We start from the raw sequence: 24,160 nt of genomic DNA, 5'->3' as shown, positions 1-24,160 counted from the left end.
GGAAGATTTATAAAAGTTCAAACCTCTGAAATAATGGTGATATCATGAGGAGGGATTCACTTTGCTTTACCAGAATCAGCAGAGAAAGTGCTCGAGATTTTGGAAGCTTCTGGAGCTCTCTCTTCTAGAGAACTCTCCCTAAAGAGCAGAATGCCTGAGAGGACCATTAGATACGCGTTAAGAATTTTGAAGGAAAAGGGGTTTGTTGAAGAAATTTATCTTTTGGGCGACACCAGAAAACGGAGATATAAATTAAAAGCTGCTCGTGATGCCCTCTGCTTCGTATAATTTTTTCTTAAAGTTCTCCAATCCTTCCTGTCTTTCAATTATTCTCTGGGCTATGTCAAAGGCCTTTAGTAGGTTTCCCCTCCTGATGTAAAATTCCACCTGCTCAACATTTTCCAAGAGATGTGCATCTTTCTTCTCGGCTACAAGATATTTGAGGAGAGCCAGCCTCATTTCAAGTTTGTATCCAATTTTCGGCTCTTCCTCCATAGTATTTTTGTAGATTCTTATGGCTTCATTCAACTTGCCAAGGCCCAGTATTGCCTGTGCCAGCTCAACCATCTTTTTATAAGCCCTTTCATGGTTGCCATGCGATCTCAGGTTATTGATAACCTGATACAGCATCCTCGATAGGTTTATCCCTATAAGCTTGGCTCGAGCAGTGTTTCCTGCTAAAAGATAGGCATATTGAGCTTTTAACAGGATTGATGTGGTCTTGTCCAGATTTCCCTCAGCATATGCCAGCTTGCTTGCCGTTTCATAGTTTTTAGCAGCTGTCTCTGCCATCTCCATATAATGGGCATCATACCCAAACAACTCTTTGACAAAATATGCTATTCTCAGGAAGGTATCTGCGGCTTTTTCATGAGCCTTGCGGTCAAGATATTCCTTTGAAATCTTACCATATAGATCTATGAGCTGTCCTGCAACGGATTTTATATCCTCTACAGCATCAATAAACTTGTAATAACGATAAGCTGATTCATAGGCGAGTATAGCGGAGTCTATCTCGTCTGTATCCATATATGTCTCCGCCAGTTCCTCATACATCCTCGCAAACTCCTTGGCGTATTTCTCGAGCTTCTCCCTATCCCCAAGAAGAGCAAAGCTCTCAATAACATTGATGCAGAAATCCTCCAGTCTGGAGAGATTTATTTCAAACCTCTCAATTTCCTCGCTTATTAAATCTATATACATAGAAGCAGCCTTTAGCAGGAAGGGTCTCGCTTTATTCTTTAGCTTGGGATTGGAGAGGAGTACACTCGCAATGTGCCTGTAGGTTCTTGCTGCGTCTAGATTCTCACCACGCCCCTCATATTTCTTGGCAGCTTTTATAAGGAGCCCTACACCTTCCTTCAGGTCTCCCTGGGTGATTTTCTTCCGTCCTATGGATTCTAAGTCTTCTGGAGCTTCTGGAGAAGTCAGTTCTAACGCCAAATTTAATCACCCCTTACTAGCTTGAGTCTAAGTAAATTTAAGTGCAACCATGTATTTAAGTGTTGCCTTATTCTGCCTTGATTACTCTATAACCTGCGGCTTTCCTGAGTCTATTCATAATTGCCAGCCCCAAACCCCTTTCTTCCACACCCTCCGCCAGTATTACGTCGACACCCCTCTTATCAAGCTCTCTCAAAGCTCTGAACATATTCTTCGCAATTTCTTCCTCACTTTCACCCAGATTGAAGCACTCATCAGCTTCATAGAACTCCCCTGTTGCCATAACTCCAACTTTAATCCCTCTCTCCTTGAATTCATTCACAAGCTCCTTCATTCTCTCCTTTACCCTCTCTTTTTTGCCCTCCACTATTATAACCTCAGCATTCGGCGAGTAGTGTTTGTACTTCATCCCGGGCGCCTTTGCAAGGTCAACCTCTTTCCCCCTAACGGCAGGATGAATTTGTACTTCTCCGATGACTTCCTCTATTTTCTCCAAGGGCAAGCCTCCGGGCCTTAAAAGCAAGGGTGGCCATGTCGTTAAATCAAGAACAGTGCTCTCAACACCTATTTTGGTCTCCCCACCATCAATTATACATTCTATCTTTCCGTAAAAGTCGTCTACAACATGCTCGGCTAGAGTTGGGCTCGGTTTTCCACTTATATTTGCAGAGGGGGCTGCTATCGGCAGTCTGCTCTCCCTTATCAAAGAGAGGGCGATTTCATGGGCGGGCATTCTAATTGCAACACTTTCAAGACCTCCCGTGGTCTCCTTTGGGACGTTCTCCCTTTTTGGGAGAACCATTGTGAGGGGACCCGGCCAGAAGTGCTTAGCTAAAATCTCGGCTTCTTTTGGAACATCCTCTGCAAGTGCATAAATCTGCTCAAAATCGGATATGTGAATAATGAGGGGATTATCAGCAGGTCTCCCCTTGGCACTAAATATGCCGAGCACCGCATTCCTATCAAGTGCATTAGCTCCTAAGCCATAGACTGTCTCAGTGGGGAATGCGACGAGTTTTCCCTCCTCAATGAACCTCGCAGCTACCTTAATTTTTCTTCTATCGACTCCCTCTCGCATGTTGATAACTATCGTCATTCCCTCACCTCGCAAGGTTTATTTCTCATGAGAGCAAATAAAATTTTGGTGTCTTTCATGCAGGAACACAGCCTCTTTAAGTACGCCATTGGAGAGTTAAAAAGGTTGTTCCCGAATGCTCCCTTTCTGGGTATCAGAGAGGAAAAATCAGGGGATGCTGTGAAAGTTGATTCCCTAGAAGAGCTCCTGGATGTATGTGACAAGCTAAGGCTCTTAGTAGAATATTACTTGGACGAAGAGAGTGGGAGAGTTATTTTTATAACTTCATATGAGGGAAGACTTTTCGTACATGAATGCGGGGTAAGAGAGCTCTACAACGAGACTGCAAGGATAAAAGAGCTCAAGGAGAATGTAGTATAGTCCTGTATACATTCTCGACTTCTTCAGCACTCCTTTCCCATGCATATTTTTTTGAAACTTCTCTCCCAAACACTCCTTCCTTCCTCCTCCTTTTAACGCTCTTCAGCAGGCGGTTCACTTTTTTACAGAGATCGTCAAAGCTTTTAAATGTCTCACCATTCTTGCCATCCCTTATCAACTCAGGAATTGCTCCTATCCCTCTTCCAACGACGGGAACTCCAAGACAGTTCGCCTCCAAGATTACAAGTCCAAAGCCCTCCCTCAGGGAGGGGAGAATGAGAAGCTTGCTCCTCGAGAGTATGCTCCCAACATCGCTCCTGTATCCAAGGAATTCAACATTTTTTGGAGCCTCTCTCTCAAGCTCTTTTCTCATATCTCCTTCCCCCACGATACAGAACCTCTCATTCGGAAATTCCTTTGCAAGCATGATTACCGTCTCGGGACTTTTATATCTCCTCAACGCCCCTATGAACGTTATAACCTCCCCCCTTTCCCCCGAATCTTTCAAAGGTCTAACCCCATTGGGAATGACTCTGACCCTCCTTGCTCCAAGGGAGAGTGCTTTTTTTGCCAGATAATGGCTCACACTGATAACTTCATCCGCTTCTATCAGGCTTTTCTTCACGAAATATCTCCCTATAGGCAGGTTGGACATGAAATCCAGATCGCTGCCATGTGCTGTGATTATCAAAGGCTTGTTTATCTTCTTTTTAGCCAGAACTCCAGCGTAGGAGGTTGTTCCAACATAATGGGCATGGATCAGGTCAAAATCGAATTCATCATCGAGCTCCACTATTTTCCTAGAAGCCAGAAGGGCGAAGCTTATTCCCCTGATTCCAAAGATATTGGGGATTTTAACCTGATGGACAAACTCCTTCTCAAAATCCCGTGGTTTAACGGTGCCATACGTTAAAATATGAACCTCATGTCTTTTTCTTAGCTCCCTAACTAAGGAATCGAGATGATTTGCAATTCCTCCTCCATGGGGCGGATAGTGACCCACCATTAGAATCCTCATTGCCACCAAAAGAATTCAAAGGGAAAACATAAAAAGTTTCTGATTTAGTGCTTGCCACGCTTTGGAGGATGCCCGTGTTCTCTTCCTTTTCTGTTTGCAAAAATTTCTTTTATTCTGTTCTTCGCTTCGTCTATCATTTTTTGTGCTTCATCATACCTGTGCGATTTTAAATCATTCTCCGCGTTATCTAGGAGTTGCTCTATCTCGGTGATATCCGCTCCGGTGTTTTTCAATCCCACAACCATCCATCTTAACCTCGCTATCTGTCTCCTGAGTGCAAATTCCACGCTTCCCTGGAAAATACCCCTCCTGAGCTCATTCGCATGTTTTAATGCTATCTCAGCATGTCCTTTGGCAGTTATAGCCTTTAGGTATGCCGTGGCATAATCACCATTGGCCAACGCTTCTCTTGCCTGTTCTACCTCTCTCATTGCATTTTCCAGCATCGCCTTAGCCTTTGGTTCTTGAAGCCCGTCAAATGTTGCATTCGCTTCTAAAATTCTGTTTTCAGCGGAATTAATCTCCCCAAGGACATCTTTTTTGCTTATTAACACACTTACGGGTGAAACCACAATAGAACTTGATTGATATTTCTGTACAATCTTATCAACCTTCGCTCCCCCCCTAAAAATATATTCATCCTGCGGAGAGCGCTGCTTTAGGAGGGTAATATACACGAGATCGGGGTTTATCAGATTTATGAGCTCATCCACACGCGCTTCAAAATCTGCAGATTCATAGTTTACAAACGCCACGATTCCATGCTCCGCCAGTTTCATCTCTCCATAGCTCACCGAATCCCTTCCATCTATTATGCCGAGCACCTTGATTCCCTCGAAGACGGTGGGGAAATACTCCTTAAGACCTTTTACCGCCCTGAAGCTTGTTTCCTCCCTGTTCTGACCGGCCCATCTAATGGTCTCGATTCCCATTGTGGATATGTCCTCCTCATACTCTGCTGGAACTGCAAGCTCCCCCCCTATTATTATAACAAAATCAGGCTCCTTCTCAACGATCTGAGCACTCACCTTTGGATCATAAGCGCCCCACGCGGTCTCTACAACTGGGGCATTCAATAATTCCCCGATATTATCCGCAACTGCGGAATCGGCTTCATTGTCGCTTACGAGGATAACTATTGTGCTGGTCTGAGCACTAACGCCGTGCACGGGGACTATCATGCCAGCACCTATAAAAATGATCATGAATGAGATGAGGATTTTTCTCAGCATGCCCATCACCCTTGTTATTTAGTAATAAAAACCAGTATTTAAGCTTTTTTCATGAAATCATTCCTTAAAATTGCCTTTTGTTCACTAAAAAGCCACCGCTGTCTTATTTTGCCCTCTAAGTGTTAAGGAAGGTTCAGAACCGTTTAAAATAGTTTAAAAGAGGTAAAATAGGGCCCAGGGGAAATAAATGTCCTTTTAGGGGGCTGGCTTCTTAAAAACTTTTTCGTAAATGTTCCGGGCAAATTCCCCAAGCCTCATATCCCTTCTCTTTGCTATCCTTTCAATCATGCGCTGGGAGTTGCTCCCATACTGGCAGGCTTTTTTCTCCCTGTAGGCAACTCTCCTTGGAAGCCCCATTTCAAGTGCAACTTCTCTCAGAATCTTCTTTCTAAGCCCCCCTTCAATCTTATAGCGCAGGGGTATGCTGAGTGCGAGCTTTACGATATTCAAATCAAGCACAGGAAGCCTGCCCTCAACGCCATTGAGCATCGCCACTTTATCATCCCTCACAAGATTCTTCTCACTCAGTTCCAGGAGATCCTTTTCCATCAGTCCGGGATTTTTGAGATATTTTGCATATCCTCCAAAGAGCTCATCCGCACCCTGGCCGCTCAGCAGAATTCTAATCCCATCATCACCTGCAAGCTTCGTTGCAAAATATATGGGTACCCCTATTGCAAGGTTCATGGGGTTTGGATCCTCAATTGCAAACATCACCCTTGGGATGGCTTCTTCCACATCCTGCATATCAAAGACATACTCCCTCAGGGGCAGATCAAGCTCCGCACTAACACTTCTAGCCCACTCCAAATCCTGACTCCCCTCCGCCCCTGCAGTGTAAAGAACCACATCCCCGTATTTTGATGCGATTAATGCAAGAAGTGAGCTGTCCAGTCCTCCACTGAAGAGAATCCCCACTTTATTTCCAGCTCTGCTCTTCGTCGCGTAATCCAGAGCTTTTTTAAGCCCCTCTTTTGCCCGCTCATAGGGGATGTCCTTTCCTTTAAGCTCTAGAATGCTGAGGAGTCTGCGCTTTTTGATGGCACCCCTAGATATTTTAACAAATTCCCCCGGTTCCACAGGAATTGCATCTTCCCCTATACTCCATAGAACTTTCTTCTCCGATGCAAAGAAGCCGTTAGGTGAGTAGTATAATGGTCTTATACCCACAGGGTCTCTGAAGAGGTATATATCTTCTTTATCTGAGAATGCAACGGCATAGTCACCCCTCAAACACTCCATTGTCTGTCTAACGGCTTTCTCAATGCTCTCTCCTCTTTCAACCAGAAACTCCAGAAGCCGGAGTATGACCTCTGTATCCACGTTACTCTCAAAGGAAATTCCTCTCTCCTCCAAAAAAACCCTGATTTGAACATGATTATAAATCTCCCCGTTGTGTACCAACACATAGTCATTGAAAAAGGGCTGTGTGAAGGTTTTAGAACCGGTCATTGCCAGACGGCACTGGAGGAGCCCCAGCCTGCCATTGGGGATATCACTAACCTCGGAAAAGTCATCGCTCTTTAATACTCCTTCCTCTGTCCATACACCAAAAGAATCTCCACCCCTATGCTTTCCGGATTCTATCATCCCAATAAGCTTTGGTTTAATGTTTATGCCCATGCCTCCAGCTATCAAACACATACTCCCACCAGAAATAGATGGAATTCAGAATTAAAAAGCCTTTTTGGAGCTAATTTGCCCTTTCTTTCACTTTTTACGAGCTTTTTTGAAAGTCTGTGCATTTTTTAAGTAATTTGCTGAACTGGATTTCATAATCAATACATAACCTTTGATTTAACTCCTGAGATACGTACAATCTCATTTGCAAGATCCATGAAAGCCTTCGCTCCTTCCGCATCGGGCTTGTAGAGCACGACTGGGATTCCCTCAAGTGTACCTTCCCTAATAGCCCTATCTTCCGGAATTATACCTAATAGAGGCATTTCCATAGTATCTTCCGCGATTTCTGGAGGAATGTCGTTTATGCTCCTTCCATACCTGTTTAGGACAAATCCAAGAACAGCAAGCCCCGCTTTCTTAAGGACTATTCCCACCTTCATGGTGTCCGCAATACATGATATCTCGGGATTTGTAACCATTAGAGCCTCCTCTCCGCTAAGCATGGCACTCATAGCATCGATTTGGAGTCCCGCAGGGCAGTCTATCAAGACATAATCGAATTTCTCCTTGAGGGGTTTTATAATCTCGGGTAAACCTCGAGGATCCGCTTTAATAACATGCTCCCAGTCAACCGCGGCGGGAATTAGATGGACATTATCGAAGTTGGGGAGTGAATAAATCGCATCATCCAAATTTGCATCTCCACTCAGAACATCATGTATTGTGACATCAGCATCGTCAAGTCCCATAACCAAACTCAAGTTAGCCATGGTTAAATCAGCATCAACCGCTATAACCTGTTTCCCTAGCTTTCCAAGTGCAATTGCTAAGTTTGATGTAATCGTTGTTTTGCCCGTTCCCCCCTTACCCGATGCTATTGATATCAATTTCCCCATACTTTCACCCTTAATAATCTCTGAGTTCTTCCTTTATGAACTTTCCTAAAGTTTATATGGAGGGTGATTATACTGTACACTGGTGAGAACGTATGAGAGTTATAGTTCCTGATACGAGCGTGATTGTGGATGGGAGATTAACGCAATATATAGAGAATTTGGGTGAGAGGATTAAGATAATCATTCCTGAGGCCGTGGTTGCGGAGATAGAACATCAAGCCAACGAAAAGAGAGCTATAGGACACGTTGGACTGGGAGAGCTCAAAAAGCTAAGGGAGCTTGCAAATGCGGCAAAAATAGAGCTGGAGTTCTATGGAGAAAGGCCCGAGTTCTGGCAGATCAAGAGGGCAAAGGCAGGGGAGATAGATAACATGGTGAGAGAAGTCGCTAAAGAGGTAAATGGAACGTTGATAACCGGAGATCAGGTGCAAAGAGACATTGCAATCGCGAAGGGCATAGATGTTATTTATCTGGAGGTCAAAAAGGAGGTCAGGCACAGGCTGGAGGATTTCTTTGACAAGCACACAATGAGCGTTCACCTAAAAGGTGGAGTCGTGCCCCTGGCAAAGAAGGGAAAACCCGGCGAATGGCGCTTGGTCAAGATCAGAGATGAGCCATTGAAGGACGAAGAGGTCTACGAAATAGCTGATGACATAATAGAACGCTCCAAGAGAGATCCGGAATCCTTCATAGAGCTCGACTCTCAGGGGGCAACTGTTGTGCAGATGAGAAACTATCGTATAGTAATAGCGAGACCTCCATTTTCGGACAGGATAGAGATAACAGCGGTGAGACCAATTACGAAACTGACCATAGAAGATTATAATCTATCGGATAAGCTTCTAGAAAGGCTTGCGGAAAAAGCGGAGGGCATTTTGATTGCCGGTGCTCCAGGAGAGGGCAAAACAACCTTTGCTCAAGCATTAGCAGAGTATTATTCATCAATGGGCAAAATCGTAAAGACCATGGAGAAACCTAGGGATCTGCAGGTTATAGAGGAGATAACTCAATATACTGCACTCGAAGGAAGGATGGAGCTTACCGGAGACCTGCTCCTCCTTGTGAGACCCGACTACACAATATATGATGAAATGAGAAAGACCCGGGACTTCAAGATTTACGCGGATTTGAGGCTTGCGGGAGTCGGAATGGTTGGAGTGGTTCATGCCACCAAACCTATAGACGCCATCCAAAGGTTCATAGGAAGGGTTGAGCTTGGGATGATACCTCAAATCGTCGATACAGTGATCTTTATAAAGGCAGGAAAAGTCGAAAAAGTGCTCAGCTTGGAGTACAAAGTTAAGGTACCAAGCGGAATGACGGAAGAGGACCTAGCCAGACCCGTAATTGAGGTTAGGGACTTTGAAAGTGGAGAACTTGAGTATGAGATTTACACCTATGGTGAGGAGATAAGCATAGTTCCTGTGAAAAAGAAGGGGGAGAAGGCTCCAGCGGTTAGGCTTGCAGAGCGGAAGCTCAGACAGGAAATTAAAAAGTTCCTTCCGGATGTTTACACAGAGGTTGAGCTCGTAAGTCCCCATAAAGCCGTCATCTATGCGGATGAGTTTGATATTCCCGCAATAATCGGAAAGAAAGGGAAGCGCATCAATGAGATCGAGAAGAGAATTGGCATAAGCATAGATGTTAAGAGCTTTGAGGAGAGAGCCATGGAGGAGGCACCAAAGGAAAAGATCCATGTTGATGTTGAGGAAAAGAAGAGGCAGTTTGTCCTACACGTGAGCAGGGACTTTGCAGGAATGCCCCTTCGCTTCTATGCGGGCGATGACTACATATTCACGGCAACACCTTCAAAGAAGGGCCTGGTGAAGGTAAACAAGAACACCCCCATAGGGAGAGAGATAGTTAGAGTCCTTGAAGAAGGGAGAGAAGTATGGGCTTCCCTTTAGGTTCCTCTCCTTAGTTTTATAACCGCCTCCATATGGCTCGTGTGAGGGAACATATCAACCAGAAGGGCATCTTCGATTTTGTAGTATTTTGAAAGATGGTTCCGGTAATCAAGCATGAATGCTTTTGGATTGCATGAGATGTAGACAATGTGTTTAATTCCACTCCTATTTAAAAGCTCTGCAGCTTCCTTCAATCCCTTTCTCGGCGGGTCAACTATCACCGTATCGTAATTTCCAATCACCAAGCCTCTGACGTCCCCCGCTCTAAAAGAGGCATTGGAATCGTTTAGCTTTGCATTTTTATTTGCCATTTCAACTGAGAGAGGGTTTATCTCAATGCCATCAACCCTGAATCCCCTTTTTCCAAGGAAAACTCCAAAAGTACCGACTCCTGCGTAGAGGTCAAGGATCTTCTCACCATCTACGAAATTCTCCACAGCCTTCAAAAGGAGCTCCAGAGCGTATGAGTTTGTCTGGAAGAAGCTATTTGGGTGAATGAGATACTTAACGTCCCCAATTTTCTCTTCAATGTATTTTACACCCCTTAAGAGGTGTGCTTCTCCTCTGGGACTGTCATCCTCTCTATTGATGCTCCAGTATACTGAAATTACAGAGGGGAAATAATCGGCAAAGCTCTCCCTCGGCTCTTCCGGAGATATGAGGTTTACCATGACATCCCCCGTGAACTTGCCCTCCCTCACACTCAGGTACCGGGCTTCAACCTTTTCATCGTCCAAAAAAGTATTTAATGCCTTTAAATATCGTCCTGTTTTCGAAGAGAAAATGGGGCATTCCTCAATCCCCACAATCTCCTTGGCTTCCCTTCGTCTGAAGCCTATTTCATTCTCTATATGAAAGTTGCTGATATTTCTAAAGCCCCAGACTTTAGGGGAACCCTTGATTTCGGCCCTTATGCCCGTAATTCTTTCAAAGTTCTCCATCTTAAGTTTCAGCTGTTCCTTGTATTTGATGTGTTGCCACCAGCAGCCACCGCATTTTCCAAAGTGCGGGCATCTTGGGCGGACCCTCAATGGTGATTCCTCCACGATCTCGAAATCTATGGCGATGTACCTGCCAAAGCGCCTCTTTGTCCTGTAAACCTTAATAAAGTCCCCACTCACTGTAAAGGGGACATTCCCAAAAGCCCATAACCATCATCACTCATTCTTTCAATGTTCCCTTCGGCTCGCATGAAGGAAGTAGGAAAGAACATTTAAAAGATTCGTGGATTTAGATTAGGTCGGAGGTAGAGTTATGAAACCGAGAGTTTTCATAACGAGGCAGATTCCAGAGAGAGGAATCCGGATGATTGAAGAATACTATGAGGTGGAGGTGTGGGGAGAGGAGCGCGAGATACCCAGGGAAGTCCTCCTCGAAAAGGTCAGGGATGCTGATGCTCTGGTAACCCTGCTCAGCGACAGGATTGACGGGGAGATTTTCGATAATGCTCCCAAGCTTAAGATAATCGCTCAGTACGCCGTTGGCTATGACAACATTGACGTGGAGGAGGCGACGAAAAGAGGAATTTATGTAACCAACACGCCGGATGTTTTAACGGAAGCCACGGCAGATTTTGCATGGGCGCTGCTCATGGCGGTGGCAAGGCGTCTGGTCGATGCGGATGGCTTTGTTAGGAGAGGAGATTGGAAGGATAAGGGTGTTGCATGGCACCCGCTCATGTACCTCGGGCACGATGTCTACGGAAAGACGATTGGGATAGTGGGCTTTGGGAGAATAGGGCAGGCGATAGCGAGGAGAGCGAAGGGCTTTAACATGAGAATTCTTTATAATTCGAGAACGAAAAAGCCGGAAAAGGAGAGGGAACTTGGAGCTGAGTTCAGGCCGTTAGATGAGCTTTTGAGAGAAAGTGACTTCGTGGTTCTAGCGGTTCCACTGACAAAGGAAACATACCACATGGTAAACGAGGAGAAGCTGAAGCTCATGAAAGAAACAGCCATTCTGGTAAATATTTCGAGAGGAAAGGTTGTTGATACAAAAGCCCTTGTTAAAGCCTTAAAAGAGGGTTGGATTGCCGGAGCAGGCTTGGACGTCTTCGAGGAAGAGCCATACTATAATGAGGAGCTTTTCAAGCTGAGGAATGTAACTCTCGCTCCTCACATAGGCAGTGCAACTTATGGAGCGAGATATGCAATGGCAGAACTCGTTGCGGGGAATTTGATAGCCTTCGCTAAAGGGGAAATTCCTCCAACGCTGGTGAACGGGGAAGTGCTGAATGTTAGGAAGCCAAGATTCGGCCGATATGATGCACCGTAATGACGAAGCCTCGTGTTCTGATATCATTTTTTATATTAACTCCATGAATCTCTTTGCATCATCGCGCATGTAAGCGTTGTTAAAATACACGTAGCTTTTCTTTCTGTTCCACTCTTTCACTCGCTTTGCAATCTTTTCAAGCTCTTCATCTGTGTATTTGTGCTTGTAAATTATCCTTCCCTTCTCATATGTCCCATGCAGGCGATAGTAATTAATTTCTCCTCTGTGCAAAGGCTTTCTTATGAGGGGATCTGTTACATCAATGAGGTCAAATTCCCTTACGAACCTCTTTATCCCCTCCTCGCTCCAACCTCTGAGCTCAACCGCTATCTCGAAATCTTCCCTGTCTATCATCGAAAAGAACTTTTCTGCATTATCAAAGCTCTCTTCGCTTTCTTTAAAGCTCCTTGGGAGTTGAATTAAAATGAACCCCGCGTTTAAAATCTTCGCCTCCTTGAGTGTTATCTTCCAGTACCCAAAGACCTCGTCGGTGGGCTTTAGAAGGCCGGCATCCCTGCCCGGCTTAACGTTGCTCCTCCTCCACGTGGGACTTCTGGCAGGATGCGTTATTCCCTGAAAAGCTTTTATTGAGAACACAAACCCATTGGGCGCTTCGCTTCTCCAGCGCTTTAAGGTACTTTCCTTTAAGAGACGATAAAATGTAGCCTGTATCTCAACAGTCTGAAATTCTTCAAAATATCTTCTCCTAGCTTCACAAAATCCACACGTGCCCGTGAATATCATAGGGAACCCTTTAATTGATTTGGATGTTAGAGAAAATAAAATTTGTCCCAATGTGCGAAAAACTTAAGTTTTTCTGAGAGTTATTAAACTCCGGTGAGACAGTGAAAGCTGTTATCTTAGCGGCGGGATTTGGGCGAAGAATGGGAGAAAAGCCCAAAGGACTTCTAAAGGTCGGGGGAAGGGAGATTATATATCGAAACATGAAACTCATGGAAGAGAACGGAGTTGATGAATTCATAATCGTTACCAACAGACAATATGAGGGGAATTTTAAAGATTTCCTGAAGAAGAGTGGGTTTAAGGGGAAGGTTCTGGTCAATGAGGATCCTGAGAGAGGCAACGGTTATTCCCTCCACATTGCAAAGGAACATGTTGATGGAAAGTTTGTGCTTTTAATGAGTGATCACATATTTTCAAAGGAGTTTCTGGAAGCGGCTATAACGCGGGAAGGAGCCATAATAGATGGAAATCCCGAATTCGTGGACATAAGAGAAGCTACCAAAGTTAAGGTGGAAAACGGTTCCGTGGCCGATATCGGAAAGGGGCTTGAGGAGTGGGATGGCGTTGATACAGGATTTTTCATTCTCGATGAGAATATCTTCAGAGTTGCTGAAGAGCTTGTTACGAAAAAAGAACGCGTGGGAATGAGTGACATTGTAAGAAAGGCAAAGCTTAAGGTGAGTTACATCTCCGGCCTCTTCTGGATGGATATTGATACCCCGGAGGATTTGAAAAGGGCGAGACATTTTTTGATCAGAAATTCCATTAAAGGTGCTGGAGATGGTTTTATCTCAAGGTATTTTAACAGAAAGATATCGACAAGGATAAGCGAGCTCCTTGTGGAGAGGATCACGCCAAACCAGATGACAGTGATAACCTTTGCCATGGGCATACTATCCGCTTTTGTCGTGTTCTTCAGCCCTTCCTTAGGCGGGGTACTATATCAAATAAGCTCAATCCTGGATGGTGTTGATGGAGAAATAGCTAGAGCTTCAATGAGAACGAGTCGCTTCGGGGGATACTTGGATTCAATCATGGATAGATACGTTGATTTTGCATTCCTTCTTTCTCTAGCAGTGGTTCACGGAGGAGCAACTTCCTTTTGGATCTGGACGCTTCTGGCGATTTTTGGCTCATTTATGGTGAGCTACTCCACGGAGAGATACAAAGCTGCCTATGGAAAGGATGTCTACAAAAGGATCCCAAAGATGAGGTACCTAATCGGAAAGAGGGATGAGAGGATATTCTTAACGATGATTATGATCCTAGCGGGATGGGTTTATGCTCTATTCGTTGTTCTGGCTTTAATAACCCATCTCAGAGTACTCGCCACCATATACCTGATAAAGAAGAACATGGAGGACTAAATCCATATCACCGAAAGTGTTATATAATGAAAAACCGGCAGATATTATCAAACCGAAAACTATTTAATAGCCATAAAATAGAATTCCACTAAGGTGATGAGAATGGTGAAGGTTGTAATACTCGGACAGGGATATGTGGCAAGCATTTTTGCTGTTGGACTTGAGCGAATCAAAAGGGGAGAGCTCGGCTATTATGGTGTTCCTCTGGCTAACGAACTCCCTGTAAAAATTGAGGATATAGAAATCGTCGGAAGCTACGATGTTGACAAAACCAAGATTGGAGAACCTCTCTATGAGGTTGTGAGGAGATATGACAAGGGGGAGATTCCCGAGAGCCTTAAGGGCATCACCATTAGAAAGGGAGTACACCTCAGAAGTCTCAGGAATCTACCAATTGAAGCCACCGGACTTGATGATGAGATGAGCCTAAGTGATGCAGTTGAAAAACTCGTGGGAGAGTGGAAAGAGCTTGGAGCGGAGGTTTTTATAAACGTGTGCACGACCGAGGCATTTGTCCCCTTTGAAAGCAAAGAAGAGCTGATTAAGGCAATTGAAGAGGATAACAAGGAGAGATTAACCGCAACGCAGGTTTACGTCTATGCCGCCGCAAAGTATGCCCGGGAAGCGGGAGGAGCTGCATTTGTCAATGCAATCCCAACCCTAATAGCAAATGATCCCGCCTTTGTTGAGCTCGCCAAGGAGAGCAACCTCGTGCTCTTCGGTGATGATGGTGCTACAGGAGCTACACCCCTAACCGCCGATATTCTATCTCATCTAGCCCAGAGAAATCGCTATGTAAAGGATGTTGCTCAATTTAACATAGGTGGAAACAATGACTTCTTAGCATTGACGGACAAGGAGAGAAACAAGAGCAAGGAGTTCACAAAGTCAAGCATTGTCAAAGACTTACTTGGATACGATGCGCCCCACTACATCAAACCCACAGGATTCCTAGAACCCCTAGGGGACAAGAAGTTCATCGCAATGCACATTGAATACGTGAGCTTTAACGGGGCAGTTGATGAACTCATGATAGACGGGAGGATAAATGATAGCCCTGCTTTGGCTGGACTCCTCGTGGATCTGGCGAGACTTGGAAAAATAGCCATTGAAAAGAAAGAGTTTGGGGCAGTCTATCCGGTAAATGCTTTCTACATGAAGAACCCGGGACCGAAAGAAATGCAAAACATTCCGAGGATCATTGCATATGAAAAGATGAGGATGTGGGCGGGTCTAAAGCCCAGATGGTTCTGAGCTTTTTCTTTTCCCTTTAAATATCTCCAACCGAAAACTTTTTAGCCACGAAGGTTCAATATAGGGTGAAGGGATTTTAGTTACTATTTCTTACTAAATGATGGAGGTGGTAAAATGAGCGAAGAAAGAATTCAGCAGATTATTCAGGTTCTGAAGGAGCAGGTCGTTCAGGACACTATTGTCCCGAGGAACATTAGGAGGGCAGCCGAGCAGGCGATTGAAAGGCTTATGGATAGGAGTGTTGATGCCACCGTAAGGGCGGCTGATGCGATAGCCATCCTCGAAGAGATAAGCGAAGATCCAAACATGCCCCTGCACACGAGGACCATTATCTGGGAAGTCCTCGGGGCGCTGGAGCAGATTTAGCTCTTTTTTCAATGCTTTTTAGCATTTATGGATAGGTACCATAGCCTGGCGCTCTCCTCCACGAGCTCCGCTTTGTAGAATGCTTCCCTCAAACTTCTCCCAAGCGTGACTATGCCGTGATTTTTCATTATTGCAGCGTCATAATCCCTGAGTGCATTTGCAACCTCCAAGGCAAGCTCTTCCGTTCCAGCAGGCTTGAAAGGGACTATCGGAATTTTCTTTAGATAAATCTCAGCCTCGGGGGTTATTATGGGGAGGGCTCCCTCTAAGAGCGTCGAAGCTGCTATGGAATAGGGTGGATGGAGGTGAGCTATCGCCCTGACATCCTCTCTTATGTGGTATACATGATAATGGAGGCGCCATTCAGAGGATGGGCGTATGGAACTGATCTGTTTCCCATTTAGATCCATCACTCCAACTTGAGAAGGGCTCAAATCATCCATAACTGCCCCTGTCGCCTTTATGAACATCCGACCTCTAAAGAGGATGCTCAGATTCCCCCCGAATGCTGCGGTAAGCCCCCTCTCATGGGCGAGCTTTGAATATCTGACAAGCTGTGCTCTAATTAGCCTGCTCATCTTTTCTCCCCTCGATCATTATTCCAAAACCGCAGGAAGGACAGTATGCCATTTCCCCGCTCCATACTAGGTCATCCGAACCGCATATGGGACATATGTCAAGCCTTTCACTTTCCTTCCACCTGTCATAGGTCTCTCTATCAATGATGAACGTTATTCCTTCCTCCCCCTCTTCAAAGTAGCCGAGGACTGGTGTGCTCTCCAGCTCAAACGTCTCACTATCGATTATCACGGGTTCGATGCCTATGTTTCCCTCGAATTCCAGTTCATTGGCGGGTAGAATCTCGATTATATACGAATCGAGCTGTTCATCCCTATATGCGATGACCTCTAGGGCATCGCTGAGCTCCCCTGTGGAGGATATCACGTCTATTATTAAATGCTTCTCTCTAGAGAAGCACAGAGCAACCACAAAGTGTCCCCTATAAAAGCATAGATCCCTTTCAGAGTGTTTCCTCTCAAGATTCAGGAGCTCCATAATCCCCGCAATTTCCTCTCTCCCCGGCAGCCTTCTTTTTCTCATTATGAATTCGCTGATGTGTTTTGCAAGGGGCATTGCAACCATTACGGGCTCATAACATATCATCCTCCCACCAGAATTAAATCATCAAGGGGGTTTAAATCCCTTATGACAGCAATCGAGGTGCTGTTAGGATAAGTGTGGTAGGTTGACAATGGTGTGGTTTTATCCTCTTTTGCGGGATTATCATGAGCATTTCTCTTATCCTGACAGTATGGCAATCGATTATTTTTTAAGCATCCTGAGTTATCCTTCAACATGCATGAACTCCTCATGAAGGCAATAAGCGAGCGTTTTCAGCTCAATGAACTGCAGCTAAGGGCTTTTGATGAAGTTAGCAGAGGAAGGAATGTACTTATAATTGCTCCAACGGGAAGCGGAAAGACGGAGAGTGCTTTTTTACCTGTGATTAACGAGATACTTGAGAGGAATTTGGAGCCAATTTCCGCACTCTACATAGCCCCCATTAAGGCGTTGAACAGAGATCTTCTAGAGCGTTTGAGATGGTGGGGGGATAGGGTTGGTTTAAGTGTGGAGGTAAGGCATGGAGACACATCCCAGTATGCGAAGGCAAGGCAGGTGAGAAATCCTCCCCATGTTTTGATAATAACACCCGAAACACTGGGAATTCTGATGACGATGAAATCCATGAGGAAGCATCTGGGCAATGTAAAATTTGTGATAATAGATGAGATTGTGGAGCTTGTCGATAACAAGAGAGGAGTTCAGCTGAGCCTGGCACTTGAGCGGCTATCCAAAATAGCGAGCTTTCAAAGGATAGGTCTAAGTGCAACGGTTGGGAACGAAGAGGAAGTTAGGGAATGGCTTAAAGGGCATGTGACTGTGAAGCCCTCACTGAAGAAGGAGTATAGAATAAAAGTGCTCTTCCCCCAGCCGGATGAAAGGGATGGAGACCTTGCCAAGCAGCTTAAGATTTCCCTCGAAGTTGCAACCCGATTAAGGATTCTATGGGAAATTCTGGAGAGATATGAGAGGGCACTTGTTTTTACAAACACACGTCAGTTTGCCGAGATTTTGGCACATCGCCTGAAAGCATGGGGAAAAGCAGTCGAAGTTCACCACGGAAGTCTCTCCAAAGAAGCACGTATACAGGCCGAGAAAGCGCTTAAAGAAGGCAAGATTAAGGCACTGATATGTACCTCCTCGATGGAGCTTGGGATAGATATAGGTGATGTGGATGTTGTGGTGCAGTACATGAGTCCCAGACAGGTGAATCGCCTGATCCAGCGGGTGGGACGCTCTAAACACCGCCTTGGGGAGGTGAGTGAAGGTTATATCATAGCCACAAATGTAGAGGACTATCTGGAGAGCTTAATTATTGCAAAGAGGGCAGTGAAGGGAAAGCTTGAGAAAGTTCATATCTATGAAAATGCCCTCGATGTTCTCGCCCATTTTATCGTCGGTTTGCTCATGGAGTACAGACACCTCGGTAAGAGAGAGATATATGAAACAGCTCGAATGGCATATCCCTACCGAAATCTGACTTGGGAGGAGTTTGAGGGTGTACTCAATGTCCTCAGGAACTCCTATTTAGTTGGATACGATGAGGAAAAGGATGTTCTCTATCTAAAAAGGGGCTCCTTTAAGTATTACTACGAAAACCTCTCCACAATCCCCGATGAGGTTTCCTACCGCGTGCTGAATATATCGAGCAATCATATTATAGGGCGCCTCGACGAGAGCTTTGTGATGGATCTCGAAGAGGGTATGGAGTTTATCATGCACGGGAGAAGCTGGATAGTTCTCGGGATAGATGAGGATGCACGCCTTTTAAAGGTCAGGGAGAGCAAAAGTCTTGAGAGTGCCATCCCAAGCTGGGAAGGGGAGATGATTCCGGTTCCCTTTGAAGTTGCCCTTGAAGTGGGTAGACTGAAAAGAGAACTCATTTTCAATTTTGAAATGGCAAAACGCTTCCTACAGGACGTCGAGTTCATGGAGAATGAGTTAAAGATTGCCGAGAGAATTCTGAGGAAGCAGAACCCGCTGGGTACCGATAGAGACGTTGGAATTGAGAGCCTCTCCAAAGCTCTTGTAATTCATGCTGATTTTGGAAATCGGGCAAATGAAGCACTGGGCAGGTTTATATGGGCATTTTTAAGCTCCAGATACGGAAAAGTGTTTACCATGAAGGCTCAGGCTCATGCCATAGTTTTTAAAACACCTTTTCAGCTGAATCCAAGGGAAGTAAAGGGGTATTTCTTCCAGGACGGGAGGGCACTCGAGTACATAATCTCAAGGGGAATACGGGATAGCAACGTATACAGATGGAGAATGCTCAATGTTGCAAAGAGGATTGGAGCATTGAGAAGAGAGGCAAAAATCAGGAGGGTGGACAGACTCTTCAGCGGCACTGTAATTGAGAAGGAAACTTTAAATGAGGTATTTCATGATAAGGTGGATGTTGAAGAGGCTTCAAAGGTTCTGGAGGATATCCAAAGGGGAATGATAAGGATCAAAGGGCGGATTGCCGGAGAAGCCTCGCCACTTGCTAGGATAAATATGAGCGTTGGAGGAGAGTTCCTGGTGAGCGGGGGACTCGAGAGGGACGAAATTCTGGAGCTTTTCAAGAGGAGGATTCTGGATACAGATGTTGTTTTGATATGCACCAACTGCGGATGGAAGAGCCAGACAAAGACTTCGAGACTTAAAAATCGTCTCAAAGAGTGGAAATGCCCTAAGTGCGGTTCTCTAATGCTCGCCGTTGCTCATCCAATAGATTCCGAAATTTTTATTAAATACCTCAAAAAGATGAAGAGAGGAGAGAAAATCGATAAAGAGGAAGAGAAGGCATACCGCAAGCTTTTGAAGGCAAGTGATTTGATCCAGACGTATGGATGGGATGCCATTCTAGCACTAGCTTCCTATGGGGTCGGTCCTGATACCGCCGCAAGGATTCTGGGACAGTACAAAGGAGAGGCACTTTTGGTGGCTCTTCTTGAGGCTGAGAGGACGTTTATTAAGAACAGAAAGTTCTGGAGCGATTGATTTTTAAGTTTTAAAGCATAGATTCCCACATGGTGAGAATATTTATAAGTGGAAATCCAGGGGTCGGGAAAACCACGCTCGTTTTGAAAGTTGTGGAAGCTTTAAAAGAGAGGGGAATTTCTGCAGGAGGTTTCATAACCCAGGAAGTGCGCGAAAGGGGAAGGAGAGTGGGATTCAAGATAAGAGCCCTCGATACAGGGGAGGAAGGAATCCTCGCATGGGAAGGATCTCCAGGCCCTAAAATAGGGAAATACGGGGTGAACATCGCGGATTTAAATGAAATCGGTGTCAGGGCAATGTACAGGGCATTGAAAGAAGCGGATCTGGTTGTGATAGATGAGATAGGGGCAATGGAATTTAAAAGCAAAGCATTCTCACGGGCACTTGAGGAAGTTTTAAAGAGTAAAAAACCGCTCTTAGCTGTACTTCACAGGAGATGGGTGAAGAGGTTTGAAGGTTATGGAGAGCTCTATTTTTTAAGCATCGAGAACAGGGAGCAGATTGGGGAGGAAGTCATGAAACGCTTTACTCTCCTCTTCGAGCACCGTTAAGTTTAAAATATTGTCGAGTTAATCTCAGTCAGGTGTCGAAGGTGAGTGTAATAATCGAGTTCATCGTGGTTCCCCTTGGAGAGCTCAGTCTGAGCGGATACGTAGCAGAGGTAGTAAAGTTTTTAGAGAATAAGGGTGTAAAGTATACACTGACACCCATGTCAACCATCATAGAGGTATCGAGCATTGGGGAGGGGCTCGGGATAATAGAGGAGGCTCATGAGCTCATGTTCAGGCTTGGAGCAAAGAGAGTCTCCACAACGATAAGGATCGATGATAGAAGGGACAAAGATCGTAAAATGGAGGATAAGGTAAAATCCGTCCTTGAGAAAATGGGGGAGGGTTGAAGATTAAGGTACTGATTTTAGCGATAGATCGGGATGATGATTTCGGCTATAAAGCGGGTGTTGAAGCCCCCATAATTGGTAGAGATGCCTGCATAGACGCCGCTATGAAACTTAGCCTGGCAGATCCGGAGGACAGCGATGCAAATGTCCTCTACGCGGCTGTCAAACTTTATGATGAGCTCAGGGAAAAAGGAGAATTTGATGATGTAGAGGTGGCATTGATAACGGGGCACCATGATGTTGGGGTTAAAAGCGATTTGGAGCTCAATAAGCAGCTGGAGGAGGTTCTCAAGAGTTTTCCCGCCGATGGTGTTATCCCTGTTACAGACGGTGCAGAGGACGAGCAGATATTTCCGATAATAACCTCAAAGCTCCCCATAGTGAGCACGAGGAGAGTTGTGGTGAAGCAGAGCGAGAGCATAGAAACCACATATTATATAATATACCGCTATTTCAAGGAGATTTTGAGCGATCCTGAAGTTGCAAAGGTGGTCCTTGGATTGCCTGGTTTAATTCTGCTTCTGTATGGTATTGCAAGGCTGATCTCTCTTAAATATCCTGAAAGCATTAACATAGTTTCATCGACGGTTGCCGGGACGATATTATTCCTAGTGGGCGGATACTTCTTTAACAAGGGATTTAACATTATAAGACACATTCAGGATGGCTTTTTGCGTCTTAAAGAGAGCATAAGTAAAGGACTTGTCAACTTCATGGCAACAGTAACAGGGCTGTTCGTGATAACCGCGGGTGCAATCTATGTGTACTTCAACTTTGCATACCTGATAAGGGGTTCCACCCTTCCGGGGATTCCAACTGACCCAATACTGGCATTTATAGCTTACTTATACTTCCTCAACACCATGCTTAACATAGGGCTGGCTATAATTGTCCTCGGCAAGATTATGCAGGCTTACATGAAGAGAGATTACCACATATGGTATTACATAACCGCGCTTATTCTGATTCCGGGCATGTGGGTTACGATAGATTTAACAACGTCCTATGTCATAAATCTGACATCACCCGTCCTTATAGAGTTCTACGGTAAAGTTTTAATGGCAGTGGCAGATATAGTGGTAGCGGCCCTAGCGGGCATGTATCTTAAAGAAAGGGTCAGGGGATGGAGGAAAGTTGAAGTTGGAAAGAGCACTTCTGGAACTTGAGAAACGTAAGGAAAAGGCTTTGGAGGAGAAGAGCCAGCTCAGAGAAGCCTACAGCAAAAAGGTTTCCAAGCTTTTGAAGGAGATAAAAAAGGAAGTTAAGAACCTTGAGAAGGAGAGGATACCAAAAAAAATCGATGAGAGGATATCCAAAATCGTGGAGAATGAAAGGAGGGCATACGTTGATACATTAACGAACTTTTTGGAGCGCATAGAGAATATAGACTCACTGGAGAAGTTCCTGCCCGAGCTCTCAAAGTTTCATGTTAGCCATGGAAAATATGTAATGATGGTCTTTGAAAAGAGAATTTACAGGATAAATAAGCTCCTTAAGGAGCTCTCGGAGGTATATGGCGAATATCAAGTGAGACTGAGGAATTTTGAGGAGTTTGAGGTTCCGGATATTAAGAGCATCCTTGAGGACATTAAAAGAGTGGATGAACACATTCAAGAGGTGCGTGGAGAGCTTGAAAGGGCGAAAGAGAGGGAAGAGAACTTAAAGGCAACAATAGCAGAAAAGAAAAGAAATTCCACACTTTTAGAGCTCGAAGAGAAGATAGAATCCCTAAAAAAGGAGCTCTCCCACAGGGAAATCAAGCTGAGTTCGGACCTCTCATATCTAAAGAAGCCCCTGAAAAAAGCCAGGGTAAAGGGACATGCCGCGGAGATGTTCTTGAAGGATACGAAGTTTGCTTTTGAGGAGCCTATGAAGGTTAAAGAGCTTCTTAAGAATGCAATGGAAAGGGGATACTTCGACAAAAAGCATGCGAAGAGGGCCAAGGAAGTTATCGAGAACCTGGATGCTGAGCTTGAGAAAATAGAAATCCTGAGAAAAGAGCTGGATTCTCTAGAGAGGGAAAAAAACAGGAGATCAAAGGAGATAGGGGACTTTGAAGCCCGGCTAAGAAGGCTCGAAGCGAAGATAAGGGAAAAGGAAGAGGAGCTAGAAAAAGCTAAAAGAAAGCTTAGAGAACTCGAGGAAGAGCTCAACAGGCGTTTGAAAGAAATTGAAAAAATTTTGGGTACAAAAATTGAGCTTGCATAAATTTAAGTGCCGGTGATGGATATGATAAAAATCGATAGGCTGAGGTTTGGGACTGCTGGAATTCCAATTTCAACACCAAGACCCTCCACAATAAATGGCATCATGCAGGTTAAAAATCTGGGTCTGGATGCAATGGAGCTCGAATTTGTCAGAGGAGTTAATTTAAAGCCGGAGATGGCCAGGAAGATCGGACGCGTTGCGAGGGAAAATGATGTTATTCTGACAGCTCACGCCCCCTACTACATCAATTTGAATGCCAGGGAGAGGGAAAAAGTTGAAGCCAGCAAAAGGAGGATAATTCAAAGTGCCGAACGCCTCTATGAAGCAGGGGGATGGAGTGTGGTTTTTCACGCGGGCTACTATCTAAAGCAGGACCCTCAGAGAGTTTATGAACGCATAAGGAATGAGATAAAGGACATAATCAAGAGTCTCATGGATGAGGGGATAGAGATCTGGATTAGACCGGAGCTCACGGGAAAACCAACCCAGTTCGGAGATTTAAAGGAACTCATAAAAATGAGTCAGGACGTTGAGATGGTGCTCCCGGCAATAGATTTCGCGCACGCACATGCAAGGAAGGGCGGAAAGTGCAACTCAATTGAAGAATGGCGTGAAATGCTCTCCCTCATGGAGGAGGGCCTCGGAGAGGAAGCTCTCAAGAACATGCACATTCATATGAGCGGCATAGAGTACACGGCGAAGGGCGAGAAGAACCACTTGAACCTCAGGGAGAGCGACATGAGATGGAAGGATCTGCTCCATGTTTTGAAGGAATTCAAGGTTAGGGGGGTTCTCATAAGCGAGAGTCCCAATATAGAAGGAGACGCGGTTTTGATGAAGAAGACATACAAAAAAATAGAGGTCTAAAAGATCAGAGCTCCTTTAATTCCTCCACAGGTTTCAATTCACTCGTCAATGTGTAAAAGTCCTTTTCATCGAGGGTATCTCTATCTATTGCAACCAGGATTATTCCCCTGTTTATTATTGCAAGATCCTTCAAAGATGCGAGGAATTTAAACACCGCCTCGGTACCGTTTTCGAGGATGAGATATTCGATGCCATCTATGAGTATAACCTTGTTGAGCTCTGCACTCTCTAGAAAGTCCCGCAGTGTTTCCAGCAGATAGCTAGTTGGATAGACCGCCTTTTCGTGCTCGACCTTTGAAATCCAGATTACGGGCGTAACCTTCAGGTCAAGCTTTTCTTCACCGGAATAAAATTCCAGAAGAAAAGAAAATCAGCTCGCAGTAACATTGCAAACGAGAAGGTTCACATTGTAGTTAAATGCTTGAGGATGGATTAGACGAGCAAACTCCTCTAGACCTTCAACGATTCTCGGGCTCGGCCGTGAAACAATGTCGTCATCGCTT

The 24,160-nt window shown here is 44.9% G+C and carries 25 protein-coding genes; 13 read left to right on the top strand and 12 right to left on the bottom strand.

Annotated features, from left to right (window positions below; translation table 11 throughout):
- The first annotated feature begins 87 nt into the window (after positions 1-87).
- Positions 88-288, top strand: coding sequence for a hypothetical protein (locus tag ACXJGZ_RS05750; protein WP_293252629.1), 201 nt, complete (start codon positions 88-90; stop codon positions 286-288).
- Here ACXJGZ_RS05750 and ACXJGZ_RS05745 read toward each other — a convergent pair.
- Positions 253-1,443, bottom strand: coding sequence for a hypothetical protein (locus ACXJGZ_RS05745; protein ID WP_456398557.1), 1,191 nt, complete (start codon positions 1,441-1,443; stop codon positions 253-255). The two genes, ACXJGZ_RS05750 and ACXJGZ_RS05745, sit on opposite strands and share 36 nt — an antisense overlap.
- Before the next feature lie 67 nt (positions 1,444-1,510).
- Positions 1,511-2,539 carry an L-threonylcarbamoyladenylate synthase gene (locus tag ACXJGZ_RS05740; RefSeq protein WP_456321995.1) on the bottom strand — a complete coding sequence of 343 codons (1,029 nt, stop codon included), beginning with the start codon at positions 2,537-2,539 and terminating at the stop codon, positions 1,511-1,513.
- 57 nt (positions 2,540-2,596) lie between these two features.
- On the opposite strand from ACXJGZ_RS05740, the gene ACXJGZ_RS05735 reads away from it, so the two are divergent.
- A complete protein-coding gene (locus ACXJGZ_RS05735; protein WP_293252638.1) occupies positions 2,597-2,899 on the top strand; it encodes a hypothetical protein in 303 nt (100 codons plus the stop codon).
- On the opposite strand, the gene ACXJGZ_RS05730 is transcribed toward ACXJGZ_RS05735, so the two are convergent.
- The 4 genes from ACXJGZ_RS05730 to minD form a co-directional block, all read right to left on the bottom strand.
- On the bottom strand, positions 2,880-3,917 hold the full coding sequence (locus ACXJGZ_RS05730; protein ID WP_293252665.1) for a glycosyltransferase family 4 protein: 1,038 nt from the start codon (positions 3,915-3,917) through the stop codon (positions 2,880-2,882). The two genes, ACXJGZ_RS05735 and ACXJGZ_RS05730, sit on opposite strands and share 20 nt — an antisense overlap.
- Positions 3,918-3,961: 44 nt before the next feature.
- Positions 3,962-5,155 carry a YfdX family protein gene (locus tag ACXJGZ_RS05725; RefSeq protein WP_456398554.1) on the bottom strand — a complete coding sequence of 398 codons (1,194 nt, stop codon included), beginning with the start codon at positions 5,153-5,155 and terminating at the stop codon, positions 3,962-3,964.
- Positions 5,156-5,344: 189 nt separating this feature from the next.
- The gene (gene asnB, locus ACXJGZ_RS05720) at positions 5,345-6,793 is read right to left on the bottom strand and encodes an asparagine synthase (glutamine-hydrolyzing) (RefSeq protein WP_456398552.1); all 1,449 of its coding nucleotides are present in this window, start codon (positions 6,791-6,793) and stop codon (positions 5,345-5,347) included.
- Between the two features lie 134 nt (positions 6,794-6,927).
- The gene (gene minD / locus ACXJGZ_RS05715; RefSeq protein WP_456321998.1) at positions 6,928-7,668 is read right to left on the bottom strand and encodes a cell division ATPase MinD; all 741 of its coding nucleotides are present in this window, start codon (positions 7,666-7,668) and stop codon (positions 6,928-6,930) included.
- A 92-nt stretch (positions 7,669-7,760) separates the two neighbouring features.
- On the opposite strand from minD, the gene ACXJGZ_RS05710 reads away from it, so the two are divergent.
- On the top strand, positions 7,761-9,575 hold the full coding sequence (locus ACXJGZ_RS05710) for a PINc/VapC family ATPase (RefSeq protein WP_456398550.1): 1,815 nt from the start codon (positions 7,761-7,763) through the stop codon (positions 9,573-9,575).
- Here ACXJGZ_RS05710 and rlmD read toward each other — a convergent pair.
- Positions 9,572-10,696, bottom strand: coding sequence for a 23S rRNA (uracil(1939)-C(5))-methyltransferase RlmD (gene rlmD, locus ACXJGZ_RS05705; protein WP_456398548.1), 1,125 nt, complete (start codon positions 10,694-10,696; stop codon positions 9,572-9,574). The two genes, ACXJGZ_RS05710 and rlmD, sit on opposite strands and share 4 nt — an antisense overlap.
- 133 nt (positions 10,697-10,829) lie before the next feature.
- On the opposite strand from rlmD, the gene gyaR reads away from it, so the two are divergent.
- On the top strand, positions 10,830-11,849 hold the full coding sequence (gene gyaR, locus ACXJGZ_RS05700) for a glyoxylate reductase (protein WP_456398546.1): 1,020 nt from the start codon (positions 10,830-10,832) through the stop codon (positions 11,847-11,849).
- Positions 11,850-11,879: 30 nt separating this feature from the next.
- On the opposite strand, the gene ACXJGZ_RS05695 is transcribed toward gyaR, so the two are convergent.
- Entirely contained in the window at positions 11,880-12,593 is a 714-nt protein-coding gene (locus ACXJGZ_RS05695) for a DUF72 domain-containing protein (protein ID WP_456398544.1), read from the bottom strand.
- A gap of 101 nt (positions 12,594-12,694) precedes the next feature.
- On the opposite strand from ACXJGZ_RS05695, the gene ACXJGZ_RS05690 reads away from it, so the two are divergent.
- From ACXJGZ_RS05690 to ACXJGZ_RS05680, 3 genes are all read left to right on the top strand, one after another.
- Positions 12,695-13,960: a bifunctional L-myo-inositol-1-phosphate cytidylyltransferase/CDP-L-myo-inositol myo-inositolphosphotransferase gene (locus ACXJGZ_RS05690; RefSeq protein ID WP_456398542.1), complete on the top strand. Its 1,266-nt coding sequence runs from the start codon at positions 12,695-12,697 to the stop codon at positions 13,958-13,960.
- A 102-nt stretch (positions 13,961-14,062) separates the two neighbouring features.
- Positions 14,063-15,214, top strand: a complete 1,152-nt coding sequence (locus tag ACXJGZ_RS05685) for an inositol-3-phosphate synthase (protein ID WP_456398572.1) — start codon at positions 14,063-14,065, stop codon at positions 15,212-15,214.
- Between the two features lie 114 nt (positions 15,215-15,328).
- A complete protein-coding gene (locus tag ACXJGZ_RS05680; RefSeq protein WP_293255468.1) occupies positions 15,329-15,580 on the top strand; it encodes a stationary phase-response protein in 252 nt (83 codons plus the stop codon).
- A gap of 8 nt (positions 15,581-15,588) precedes the next feature.
- Here ACXJGZ_RS05680 and ACXJGZ_RS05675 read toward each other — a convergent pair whose 3' ends face one another.
- From ACXJGZ_RS05675 to ACXJGZ_RS05665, 3 genes are read right to left on the bottom strand one after another with little or no spacing between them, the layout of a single operon-like run.
- Positions 15,589-16,158, bottom strand: a complete 570-nt coding sequence (locus ACXJGZ_RS05675; RefSeq protein ID WP_456398539.1) for an aldolase — start codon at positions 16,156-16,158, stop codon at positions 15,589-15,591.
- Entirely contained in the window at positions 16,142-16,744 is a 603-nt protein-coding gene (locus ACXJGZ_RS05670) for a hypothetical protein (RefSeq protein WP_456326079.1), read from the bottom strand. The genes ACXJGZ_RS05675 and ACXJGZ_RS05670 overlap by 17 nt, the downstream gene beginning before the upstream one ends.
- Positions 16,741-16,938, bottom strand: a complete 198-nt coding sequence (locus tag ACXJGZ_RS05665) for a hypothetical protein (RefSeq protein ID WP_456320939.1) — start codon at positions 16,936-16,938, stop codon at positions 16,741-16,743. Before ACXJGZ_RS05665 ends, ACXJGZ_RS05670 begins: the two co-directional genes overlap by 4 nt.
- Here ACXJGZ_RS05665 and ACXJGZ_RS05660 point away from each other — a divergent pair.
- The 6 genes from ACXJGZ_RS05660 to ACXJGZ_RS05635 are packed head-to-tail and all read left to right on the top strand — an operon-like array spanning position 16,937 to position 23,657.
- Positions 16,937-19,684, top strand: a complete 2,748-nt coding sequence (locus ACXJGZ_RS05660) for a DEAD/DEAH box helicase (RefSeq protein WP_456398537.1) — start codon at positions 16,937-16,939, stop codon at positions 19,682-19,684. The two genes, ACXJGZ_RS05665 and ACXJGZ_RS05660, sit on opposite strands and share 2 nt — an antisense overlap.
- A 29-nt stretch (positions 19,685-19,713) precedes the next feature.
- A complete protein-coding gene (locus tag ACXJGZ_RS05655) occupies positions 19,714-20,235 on the top strand; it encodes an NTPase (protein WP_456398535.1) in 522 nt (173 codons plus the stop codon).
- A gap of 41 nt (positions 20,236-20,276) precedes the next feature.
- Positions 20,277-20,582 (top strand): MTH1187 family thiamine-binding protein, encoded by a 306-nt coding sequence (locus tag ACXJGZ_RS05650; protein ID WP_293255493.1) that lies wholly within the window; start codon positions 20,277-20,279, stop codon positions 20,580-20,582.
- Positions 20,583-20,584: 2 nt separating this feature from the next.
- A complete protein-coding gene (locus ACXJGZ_RS05645) occupies positions 20,585-21,748 on the top strand; it encodes a DUF373 family protein (RefSeq protein ID WP_456398570.1) in 1,164 nt (387 codons plus the stop codon).
- Entirely contained in the window at positions 21,717-22,790 is a 1,074-nt protein-coding gene (locus ACXJGZ_RS05640; protein WP_456398533.1) for a V-type ATP synthase subunit I domain-containing protein, read from the top strand. Before ACXJGZ_RS05645 ends, ACXJGZ_RS05640 begins: the two co-directional genes overlap by 32 nt.
- Positions 22,791-22,811: 21 nt before the next feature.
- Entirely contained in the window at positions 22,812-23,657 is an 846-nt protein-coding gene (locus tag ACXJGZ_RS05635) for a deoxyribonuclease IV (RefSeq protein ID WP_456398568.1), read from the top strand.
- Positions 23,658-23,661: 4 nt separating this feature from the next.
- Here the strand turns inward: ACXJGZ_RS05635 and ACXJGZ_RS05630 are convergent, their stop codons facing one another.
- Positions 23,662-23,982, bottom strand: coding sequence for a DUF835 domain-containing protein (locus ACXJGZ_RS05630; RefSeq protein WP_293255483.1), 321 nt, complete (start codon positions 23,980-23,982; stop codon positions 23,662-23,664).
- Positions 23,983-24,160: the final 178 nt, after the last annotated feature.

The sequence above is a fragment of the Palaeococcus sp. (in: euryarchaeotes) genome (assembly GCF_053987695.1).
The sequence above is the reverse complement of the archived record's forward strand: the minus strand, read 5'-3'. Positions and strand labels throughout refer to the sequence as shown.

Bases quoted from the DNA above. Each gene is read 5' to 3' on its own strand.
- ACXJGZ_RS05740 (WP_456321995.1), bottom strand. From the start codon at position 2,539: ATGACGATAGTTATCAACATGCGAGAGGGAGTCGATAGAAGAAAAATT.
- ACXJGZ_RS05735 (WP_293252638.1), top strand. From the start codon at position 2,597: ATGCAGGAACACAGCCTCTTTAAGTACGCCATTGGAGAGTTAAAAAGG.
- ACXJGZ_RS05730 (WP_293252665.1), bottom strand. From the start codon at position 3,917: ATGAGGATTCTAATGGTGGGTCACTATCCGCCCCATGGAGGAGGAATT.
- ACXJGZ_RS05725 (WP_456398554.1), bottom strand. From the start codon at position 5,155: ATGGGCATGCTGAGAAAAATCCTCATCTCATTCATGATCATTTTTATA.
- asnB (WP_456398552.1), bottom strand. From the start codon at position 6,793: ATGTGTTTGATAGCTGGAGGCATGGGCATAAACATTAAACCAAAGCTT.
- minD (WP_456321998.1), bottom strand. From the start codon at position 7,668: ATGGGGAAATTGATATCAATAGCATCGGGTAAGGGGGGAACGGGCAAA.
- ACXJGZ_RS05710 (WP_456398550.1), top strand. From the start codon at position 7,761: ATGAGAGTTATAGTTCCTGATACGAGCGTGATTGTGGATGGGAGATTA.
- gyaR (WP_456398546.1), top strand. From the start codon at position 10,830: ATGAAACCGAGAGTTTTCATAACGAGGCAGATTCCAGAGAGAGGAATC.
- ACXJGZ_RS05695 (WP_456398544.1), bottom strand. From the start codon at position 12,593: ATGATATTCACGGGCACGTGTGGATTTTGTGAAGCTAGGAGAAGATAT.
- ACXJGZ_RS05685 (WP_456398572.1), top strand. From the start codon at position 14,063: ATGGTGAAGGTTGTAATACTCGGACAGGGATATGTGGCAAGCATTTTT.
- ACXJGZ_RS05680 (WP_293255468.1), top strand. From the start codon at position 15,329: ATGAGCGAAGAAAGAATTCAGCAGATTATTCAGGTTCTGAAGGAGCAG.
- ACXJGZ_RS05675 (WP_456398539.1), bottom strand. From the start codon at position 16,158: ATGAGCAGGCTAATTAGAGCACAGCTTGTCAGATATTCAAAGCTCGCC.
- ACXJGZ_RS05670 (WP_456326079.1), bottom strand. From the start codon at position 16,744: ATGATATGTTATGAGCCCGTAATGGTTGCAATGCCCCTTGCAAAACAC.
- ACXJGZ_RS05660 (WP_456398537.1), top strand. From the start codon at position 16,937: ATGCATGAACTCCTCATGAAGGCAATAAGCGAGCGTTTTCAGCTCAAT.
- ACXJGZ_RS05665 (WP_456320939.1), bottom strand. From the start codon at position 16,938: ATGTTGAAGGATAACTCAGGATGCTTAAAAAATAATCGATTGCCATAC.
- ACXJGZ_RS05655 (WP_456398535.1), top strand. From the start codon at position 19,714: ATGGTGAGAATATTTATAAGTGGAAATCCAGGGGTCGGGAAAACCACG.
- ACXJGZ_RS05635 (WP_456398568.1), top strand. From the start codon at position 22,812: ATGATAAAAATCGATAGGCTGAGGTTTGGGACTGCTGGAATTCCAATT.